This is a genomic window from Pseudomonas gessardii, assembly GCF_001983165.1.
GTDB lineage: Bacteria > Pseudomonadota > Gammaproteobacteria > Pseudomonadales > Pseudomonadaceae > Aquipseudomonas > Aquipseudomonas gessardii.
Window position 1 is genome coordinate 19,554 of the sequence record NZ_MNPU01000066.1, and the last position, 9,023, is coordinate 28,576.

General features: G+C 61.7%; 9 protein-coding genes. 3 read left to right on the forward strand and 6 right to left on the reverse strand.

What is annotated here, in order from left to right; genetic code table 11:
* Positions 1–7: 7 nt before the first annotated feature.
* A complete protein-coding gene (locus BLL38_RS27470) occupies positions 8–1,288 on the reverse strand; it encodes an MFS transporter (RefSeq protein ID WP_169866545.1) in 1,281 nt (426 codons plus the stop codon).
* 562 nt (positions 1,289–1,850) lie between these two features.
* Between BLL38_RS27470 and BLL38_RS27475 the strand changes: the two genes are divergently transcribed.
* Both BLL38_RS27475 and BLL38_RS27480 read left to right on the forward strand, forming a co-directional pair.
* Positions 1,851–2,255 (forward strand): acyl-CoA thioesterase, encoded by a 405-nt coding sequence (locus tag BLL38_RS27475; RefSeq protein ID WP_003176975.1) that lies wholly within the window; start codon positions 1,851–1,853, stop codon positions 2,253–2,255.
* A 58-nt stretch (positions 2,256–2,313) separates the two neighbouring features.
* Positions 2,314–3,201, forward strand: a complete 888-nt coding sequence (locus tag BLL38_RS27480) for a D-hexose-6-phosphate mutarotase (protein ID WP_076965088.1) — start codon at positions 2,314–2,316, stop codon at positions 3,199–3,201.
* Between the two features lie 137 nt (positions 3,202–3,338).
* Here BLL38_RS27480 and BLL38_RS27485 read toward each other — a convergent pair whose 3' ends face one another.
* The 5 genes from BLL38_RS27485 to BLL38_RS27505 all read right to left on the reverse strand — a co-directional run bounded on the left by BLL38_RS27485 (position 3,339) and on the right by BLL38_RS27505 (position 7,126).
* A complete protein-coding gene (locus BLL38_RS27485) occupies positions 3,339–3,875 on the reverse strand; it encodes a DUF3299 domain-containing protein (RefSeq protein ID WP_076965089.1) in 537 nt (178 codons plus the stop codon).
* A 78-nt stretch (positions 3,876–3,953) separates the two neighbouring features.
* On the reverse strand, positions 3,954–4,199 hold the full coding sequence (locus BLL38_RS27490) for a GlsB/YeaQ/YmgE family stress response membrane protein (protein WP_029289950.1): 246 nt from the start codon (positions 4,197–4,199) through the stop codon (positions 3,954–3,956).
* Between the two features lie 100 nt (positions 4,200–4,299).
* The gene (locus BLL38_RS27495) at positions 4,300–5,385 is read right to left on the reverse strand and encodes a 5-(carboxyamino)imidazole ribonucleotide synthase (protein ID WP_076965090.1); all 1,086 of its coding nucleotides are present in this window, start codon (positions 5,383–5,385) and stop codon (positions 4,300–4,302) included.
* A 12-nt stretch (positions 5,386–5,397) separates the two neighbouring features.
* Positions 5,398–5,889 carry a 5-(carboxyamino)imidazole ribonucleotide mutase gene (gene purE / locus BLL38_RS27500; protein WP_029289954.1) on the reverse strand — a complete coding sequence of 164 codons (492 nt, stop codon included), beginning with the start codon at positions 5,887–5,889 and terminating at the stop codon, positions 5,398–5,400.
* A 328-nt stretch (positions 5,890–6,217) separates the two neighbouring features.
* Positions 6,218–7,126 (reverse strand): LysR substrate-binding domain-containing protein, encoded by a 909-nt coding sequence (locus BLL38_RS27505; RefSeq protein ID WP_076965092.1) that lies wholly within the window; start codon positions 7,124–7,126, stop codon positions 6,218–6,220.
* Between the two features lie 180 nt (positions 7,127–7,306).
* Here BLL38_RS27505 and aspA point away from each other — a divergent pair, with 180 nt between their 5' ends.
* Positions 7,307–8,731, forward strand: a complete 1,425-nt coding sequence (gene aspA, locus BLL38_RS27510) for an aspartate ammonia-lyase (protein WP_076965091.1) — start codon at positions 7,307–7,309, stop codon at positions 8,729–8,731.
* Positions 8,732–9,023: the final 292 nt, after the last annotated feature.

Consider the following 9,023-nt stretch of genomic DNA (forward strand, 5'->3'; position numbering starts at 1 on the left):
GAGGCGTTTATCGCCCCCGTTTCCACAGGTAGGCACCCACCAGTATCCCCATGGTGCAGATCACCGCCACGTAGTACGCCGGGCCCATCGGGCTTTCCTTCATCAGCAGCGAGACCACCAACGGCGTCAGACCACCGAACACCGCGTAGGCGACGTTGTAGGAAAACGACAGGCCACTGAAACGCACCACCGGCGGGAAGGCCTTGACCATCACGTAGGGCACCACACCGACCACGCCGACGAACAGGCCGGTGAGGGTGTACAGCGGGAACAGCCAGCCCGGGTGGTCCAGCAGGCTGTGATACAGCGTCCATGAGGTCGCGAGCAGCAACGCGCAACCGGCGATCAGCACGCGCCCGGCACCGAAGCGGTCAGCCAGTGCGCCAGAGAGGATGCAGCCCAGGCTCAGGGTGACGATCGCCAGGCTGTTGGCCTGCAACGAGACGGTCGGGCTGAAGTGGTAGATGGTCTGCAACACGGTCGGGGTCATCAGGATCACCACGACGATGCCGGCCGACAGCAGCCAGGTCAGCAGCATCGACAGCACGATGGCGCCACGGTGATCCCGCAGGACCGCACGCAATGGCAGCTCGGCGGCCAGGGTCTTGCGCTGCTGCATTTCGGCAAAGATCGGGGTTTCGTGCAGCCAACGGCGCAGGTACACCGAGAACAGGCCGAACACACCGCCCAGCAGGAACGGGATCCGCCAAGCGTAATCCGAGACCTGCTCAGGGGTGTAGATCGTGTTGATCGCGGTGGCCACCAGCGAACCCAGGAGGATCCCGGCGGTCAGGCCGCTGGTCAGGGTGCCGCAGGCGTAGCCGATATGGCGTGGCGGTACATGCTCTGAAACAAAAACCCACGCCCCCGGCACTTCGCCACCAATCGCCGCGCCCTGGATCACGCGCATCAGCAGCAACAGGATCGGGGCCCACAGGCCGATCTGCGCATAGGTCGGCAACAGGCCCATGATCAGGGTCGGCACGGCCATCATGAAGATGCTCAGGGTGAACATCTTCTTGCGCCCCAGCAGGTCGCCGAAATGCGCCATGATGATCCCGCCCAGTGGCCGCGCCAGGTAGCCGGCGGCGAAGATGCCGAAGGTCTGCATCAGGCGCAGCCATTCGGGCATATCAGCAGGGAAAAACAGCTTGCCGACCACCGTGGCGAAGAACACGAAGATGATGAAGTCGTAGAACTCCAGCGCGCCACCCAGGGCGGACAGCGACAGGGTTTTGTAGTCGTTGCGGTTCAGCGGGCGGGCGGGCGGCGCAATGCTTGAAGGCACTGTGGTCATGGCAAGGCTTCTCTTATTAGGTCAGATCAGGAATCCGCAACGGCGTGGGTTTGGCCTGGCAGGTCGGGCAAGATAACAAATTGCCCGCAAAAGCACAGTCTAAACACCTGTACAGCGGTGGGCGCCGCCCCGCAGGCAGGCTGCCTGGCGAGGTCCGCCCTTCCCTCTTTGAATTATTATCGGGGACCAGAAACACCCGCAAATACTGGGGTGCCGGGTTCAAAAGAAACAATGGTCAAACCCCTCAAGTTGCATGACTGTTTTGGCCATTTCCTTGGCGCCTGTAACGCGGTGTAGATAGATGTACAAATATAGGAAACCGAAGGTCGTCGTGCAGGCTATCGACCGATATACTGCCCAGCTTGCACCTGCTTATCAGTGGAAGTTGCGCGAAAACGTCGTTGGCACCGGCCAGCCGATTTCGCAGAGTTTCCCTCAAGGCGCCTTTCGGAAAACGTGACGAACGTAGTATGTTCGGGGCTGAATCGTTTTTCCAAGACGGCTATTCACCGATTACATAGTCCAAGAGTCACGGGTCAGAGGCACCCCCGGCATGATCGAACTCGAACAAGAAGATCCTATCCCGCAAGGCGATCTCGCCCTGCAAATCACCGCACTGCCCCGTGAGACCAACGGTTTTGGCGATATTTTCGGCGGCTGGCTGGTCGCGCAGATGGACCTGGCCGGCACGGCAATGGCCAGCAAGGTCGCTGGCGGCCGCGTAGCCACCGTAGCGATCGATCGCATGGCCTTCCTGGTTCCGGTGGCAGTGGGCGCGCAGTTGTCCTTCTACACCCAGGCCCTGGAAATCGGCCGCAGCTCGATCCAGATGATGGTCGAAGTGTGGAGCGATGACCCGCTGTCCAGCGAATGGCGCAAAGTCACCGAGGCGGTGTTTGTGTTCGTCGCCATTGATGGCAGCGGGCGCACCCGGTCGGTTCCGTCGCGAGCGCGTTAAACCTCGCGGCGGTTTGGCGGTCCATTGCCCCATTGCCTGTGATTCAAGAGAGCCTTGTATGCCTACGCCCCACGTTGAAACCGTGAAAATGGATGAGCTGGACTGCTGGCGCATCCGCCACAACGGCGCCCAAGTGCTGATGGCCCAACAGGGGGCGCACCTGTTCAGTTACCAGCCCGCTGGCGCAAAACCAGTGATCTGGCCCAATGACCAGGCGGTGTTCAAGGCCGGCAAAGGCATCCGCACTGGCGTACCCGTATGCTGGCCGTGGTTTGGCGTGTTCGAGCGCAACCCGCAAAGCGTCAAGGCGATGCGCCAGAGCGACCAGCCAGCGGGCGCCCATGGTTTCGCGCGCACGGCCATCTGGACCTTGGCCGGCGTCGAAGACAACCGGGTTGAGCTGGTGCTACCGGCACCGGCGGGCGGTTTCCCGGGCTGGCCGCACCAGGTCGATCTGAAAATGAGCATCCTGCTGGATGAGCAACTGCATATCCGCCTGAGCAGCCACAACCGTGGCGCCGACACCGTGACCATCAGCCAGGCGCTGCACAGCTACTTCGCCGTCAGCGACGTGCGCAAGGTGCAGGTCGCAGGCCTGGATGGGCTGGACTACATCGATACCGCCGACGGCTGGGCGACCAAAAAGCAAGCCGGCCTCCTGCACTTTACTGCCGAGACGGACCGCATCTACCTCGACACCCCGGCACAATTGAACATCGTTGATAACGACTGGCAACGCCGGATCCAGCTCACCAGCCAAGGATCTAAATCGACGGTGATCTGGAACCCCTGGACTGAGCGCGCCAAGGCGTTCGATGACATGGCCGACGATGGCTGGCAGGGCATGCTATGCATCGAAACGGCCAATGTGCTGGACGATGTGGTGGTGCTGGCACCGGGCGCAAGCCATACCATGGGTGTGAGCATGGCCAGCCTGCCCCTGTAACCTAACCAAAATGTGGGAGCGGGCTTGCCCGCGATGGCGGTGTATCAGTCGCCGAATGTATCGGCTGAAACACCGCCATCGCGGGCAAGCCCGCTCCCACACAAGCCCACTCCCACAAGGGGGTTTTGTGGCGTTGGCTATAGATCCGATTCCTGCACCACCCGCACCACTCCCGCATCCAGCGCATATGCCGCATCCGCCAGGTCGTTGGTGACCGTCTCCACCTTCAACGTGCCGGTGACCCACAGCGGCGTGTAGATATCATCCAGCTTCAAGCCCTTGGGATAACGCACCAGCACCAGTTGGTTGGGCGGCGGTGGCGGGACATGGATGCAAGCGCCCGGGTAAGGCACCAGGAAAAACAGGGTGCTGCGGCCCTTGGCGTCGGTTTCCAGTGGCACCGGGTAGCCACCCAGGCGGATGTGCTTGCCGTTCATGGCCGCCACGGTCTTGCTCGAATACATCACGGCCGGCAAGCCCTTGCTCTGCTTCAAGCCACCCTTTTCGGTAAAGGTGCCCAGGGCTTCAGGGGAGTTGTGGTCGATATCCGGCATTTGCTCCAGGGCTTTCTGGTCTGACTTGGGCATCAGTTCCAGCCAGTCGGTTTCCGGCAGCTCAGCAGCGTGGGCCAGGCTTGAACCCAGCAAAAGGACAGTCAACAGGAGGCGGCGCATGAAGGGGCTCGGCAAATAAACACAGTGCCGGCATTCTAGCCCTCTGCGCCTGCGCAGCGCAGAGGGCTTGACGCTGAATTACTTCTTTTTCAGCAGACCGTAGATCACCAGCAACACAATGGCACCGACCAGCGCGCCGATAAAGCCTGCACCCTGGCCGGCCTGGTAGATACCCAGCGCCTGACCGCCATAGGTCGCCGCCAGGGAGCCGGCGATACCCAGCAGGATGGTCATGATCCAGCCCATGCTGTCGTCGCCTGGTTTCAGGAAACGCGCCAGCAGGCCGACGATCAAACCGATAAAGATGGTTCCAATGATACCCATGGCATTTCCCTCTGAATGAAAGTTAGCTGAAGCCTAGTCAGACTTTGGCATCCTGCAATCAGAGGATGGCGGCAACCAATGGTTCCCGCCGCTCCATGGCTTATTGCGCGGCGATCAGTGCCTGGACCTTGGCGATCTGCGCATCGAGCGTCGCGCGGTCCTTGCAACGCAGGTTGGCGTGGCCGACCTTGCGCCCGACCTTGAAGGCCTTGCCATAGTGATGCAGGTGGCAATCGTCAATCGCAATGACCTGCTCCACCGGCGGTACCACGCCAATGAAGTTGAGCATCGCGCTCTCGCCAACCTTGGCCGTGGAGCCCAGTGGCAGGCCCGCGACCGCCCGCAGGTGGTTCTCGAACTGGCTGCACTCGGCGCCTTCGGTGGTCCAGTGCCCGGAGTTGTGCACGCGCGGGGCGATTTCGTTGGCCTTGAGGCCACCGTCCACTTCAAAGAATTCAAAGGCCATCACGCCGACATAATCCAGTTGCTTCAACACACGGCTGGAATAGTCTTCGGCCAGGGCCTGCAACGGGTGGTCGGTGCTGGCCACGGACAGCTTGAGGATGCCGCTGTCGTGGGTGTTGTGCACCAATGGGTAGAAGCGCGTTTCGCCATCCCGGGCCCGCACGGCCACCAGCGAGACTTCGCCGGTAAACGGCACGAAGCCTTCCAGCAGGCAGGCGACGCTGCCCAGTTCGGCGAATGTGCCGACCACATCGGCTTCGGTACGCAGGACTTTCTGGCCCTTGCCGTCGTAACCCAGGGTGCGGGTTTTCAGCACAGCCGGCAGGCCGATGCTGGCAACGGCGGCGTCCAGGTCCGCCTGGGACTGGATGTCGGCGAAGGCCGGGGTCGGAATGCCCAGGTCCTTGAACAGGCTTTTTTCAAACCAGCGGTCACGGGCAATGCGCAGGGCTTCGGCGCTCGGGTACACGGGGACGAATTGCGACAGGAACGCCACGGTTTCGGCCGGCACGCTTTCAAACTCGAAGGTCACCAGGTCGACTTCATCGGCCAGTTGGCGCAAGTGGTCCGGGTCGCTGTAGTCCGCCCGCAGGTGTTCGCCCAGGGCCGCCGCGCAGGCGTCCGGCGCCGGATCAAGAAACGCGAAGTTCATCCCCAGCGGCGTACCCGCCAGGGCCAGCATGCGACCCAGTTGGCCGCCACCGATTACACCGATTTTCATCAATCAACAACCTCAGGCGATGCGTGGGTCTGGATTGTCCAGGACGCTGTCAGTCTGTTCGGCGCGGAATTTCTTCAGGGCCGCGTGGAACTGTGGATGCTTGGCGCCCAGGATACTGGCGGCCAGCAATGCCGCGTTGATCGCGCCAGCCTTGCCGATCGCCAGGGTGGCCACCGGGATCCCGGCGGGCATCTGCACGATGGACAGCAGCGAATCCACGCCCGAGAGCATCGACGACTGCACCGGCACGCCGAGCACCGGCAAGTGGGTCTTGGCCGCACACATGCCCGGCAGGTGGGCTGCGCCACCGGCACCGGCGATGATCACCTCGATGCCACGGGATTCTGCTTCATCGGCATACTGGAACAGCAGGTCTGGCGTGCGGTGGGCGGAAACCACCTTCACTTCAAACGCAATGCCGAGCTTTTCCAGCATATCGGCGGTGTGGCTAAGGGTGGACCAATCGGACTTGGAGCCCATGATCACGCCAACCAATGCACTCATCGTCGTGCCTCTTCTCTCTGGGCGCCCGTAGGCGCGTCAAAAAACAACAAGCCACGCGGGAAATCCGGCGTGGCTTGTTATACGAATTAAGGCCGGTTGGACCGGCCGAAGGCCGCGCAGTATACCGTAATACGGCGGAGAAACAGCCCCTGGAATGACCATCTGTCTTACTGGGCAAACCTGCGGTTTTATTGACTTTCAGGTCAGCGAACACACCACAAAATACTGTGGGAGCTGGCTTGCCTGCGATGGCGCAGGGTCGGTGCCGGAAGTGTCGGCTGATACACCGCTATCGCAGGCAAGCCCCCACATTTGTTCTGTGCTGGGTTCAGCTACTCTGCGCTGCCCCACCTTCCAGCTTGCGCCACAACAACCGCACGTTCGCCTTGCGCACCAACGCACAGCGATACAGGCGAATCTCCAACGGCACATGCCACTGCGGCCCGCCACACACCACCAGCTCACCCCGGGCCAGTTCGGCACGCACGCTCAACTGTGGCACCCAGGCGATCCCCAACCCTTCCAGGGCCATGCTTTTGAGGCTGTCGGCCATGGCGGTTTCGTACACCGTGGTAAAGCGCAGGGCGCGCTGGCGCAGCAGCAGGTTCACCGAACGCCCAAGGAACGCCCCGGCGCTGTAGGCCAGCAATGGCACGCTGCCCTCGCCTTCCAGGTCGAATAACGGCTTGCCTTCGGCATCGGCGGCGCACACCGGGAGCATTTCGGTATTGCCCAGGTGCAGCGACGGGAAAATATCCGGGTCCATCTGCATCGCCGCATCCGGGTCATAGAACGCCAGCATCAGGTCGCAGCCGCCTTCACGCAGGGCATGCACCGCGTCGCCGACGTTGGTGGCCACCAGGCGCGTGGCGATGTTCAGCCCTTCATTGCGCAATTGCGCGATCCAGCGTGGGAAAAAGCCCAGCGCCAGGGAGTGCGCCGCCGCCACTTGCATGACTTCGCCCTGACCGCCTTCAAGGTGATGCAAATGGCGCAGCACTTCGCCCAGTTGCTCGACCACCGTGCGCGCCGTGACCAAAAACAACTGCCCCGCCGCCGTCAGTTCCACCGGCGTGCGCGAGCGGTTGACCAGGGTCAGCCCCAACGCGGCCTCAAGGCTGCGGATACGTCGACTGAAGGCCGGCTGGGTGACAAAGCGCCGCTCCGCCGCCTGGGAAAAGCTGCGCGTGGCCGCCAGGGCGCTAAAGTCTTCCAGCCATTTGCTTTCAAGGTTCATCAGATTCTCCAGGGCATGCACCATTTTGGCACACACGCCCGCCATGTTAACCGGGTCACATCAACATTATGCCGTTTGTGCATAGGCCAGCGCTTAACAGCATTGGCCCAAAAACTCCCACAAGCCTAGCATTCACAGCGTTCCGGCCTAGCCCGGGTCCATATCGAGATGATTTCCGTCATGTCCTGCGCTGCATCATTCCGTACCGAAAAAGACCTGCTTGGCGTACTCGAAGTACCTGCCCAAGCGTATTACGGCATCCAGACCCTGCGAGCCGTGAATAACTTCCGTCTCTCCGGCGTTCCGATTTCGCATTACCCGAAATTGGTGGTCGGTCTGGCAATGGTCAAGCAAGCCGCCGCTGATGCCAACCGCGAGTTGGGCCAGCTCAGCGAAGCCAAGCACGCTGCCATCAGCGAAGCCTGTGCCCGCCTGATCCGCGGCGACTTCCACGAAGAGTTCGTGGTGGACATGATTCAAGGCGGCGCTGGCACTTCAACCAACATGAATGCCAACGAAGTCATCGCCAATATCGCGTTGGAGGCCATGGGCCACAACAAAGGCGAATACCAATACCTGCACCCCAACAACGACGTGAACATGGCGCAGTCGACCAACGACGCCTACCCGACCGCGATCCGCCTGGGTCTGCTGTTGGGCCATGACGCGCTGCTGGCCAGCCTCGACAGCCTGATCCAGGCGTTCGCCGCCAAAGGCGTCGAGTTCGGCCACGTCCTGAAAATGGGCCGCACCCAACTGCAAGACGCCGTGCCGATGACCCTCGGCCAGGAATTCCGCGCCTTCGCCACCACCCTGGGTGAAGACCTGGCACGCCTCAAGACCCTGGCCCCGGAGCTGCTGACCGAAGTCAACCTGGGCGGCACCGCCATCGGCACCGGCATCAACGCCGACCCGCGCTACCAGGCCCTGGCCGTGCAACGCCTGGCCACCATCAGCGGCCAGCCGCTGGTACCGGCGGCCGACCTGATCGAAGCCACCTCCGACATGGGCGCGTTCGTGCTGTTCTCCGGCATGCTCAAGCGGACGGCGGTGAAGCTGTCAAAGATCTGCAACGACCTGCGCCTGCTGTCCAGCGGCCCACGTACCGGGATCAACGAGATCAACCTGCCAGCGCGTCAGCCAGGCAGCTCGATCATGCCCGGCAAGGTCAACCCGGTCATCCCGGAAGCCGTGAACCAGGTGGCCTTCCAGGTCATCGGTAACGACCTGGCCCTGACCATGGCGGCCGAAGGCGGCCAACTGCAACTGAACGTGATGGAGCCGCTGATCGCCTTCAAGATCTTCGACTCGATCCGCCTGCTGCAACGCGCCATGGACATGCTGCGCGAACACTGCATCGTCGGCATCACCGCCAACGAAGCACGCTGCCGCGAACTGGTGGAGCACTCCATCGGCCTGGTCACCGCGCTGAACCCGTACATCGGCTATGAAAACGCCACCCGCATCGCCCGTATCGCCCTTGAAAGCGGCCGCGGCGTACTGGAACTGGTGCGCGAAGAAGGCTTGCTCGACGACGCCATGCTCGACGACATCCTGCGCCCGGAAAACATGATTGCCCCGCGTCTGGTGCCTTTGAAGGCCTGAACGCCTGTAGCACCGCTCACCAGGTTGAGGGACTAGACACCTCTCACCCTTTTGAGGGCTTGAAGATTTCGATCTTCAGGCCCTTTTTTTTGCCTGCTTTTTAACAAGTGAGCACCTATATAGAAACGCGCAACTGCGTTTTATAGATAAAACAAACAAGCCCTTCCTGAATTCATAGAATAAGCGCAACGCTTGAAACGAGAGGCAGAGAGCCAGCCACCGGTAGAATCCAGGCTCTCACACCGAAGGATTCAAGCGCAGATGACTACGCATTACCGGCAGCTGACTCAGG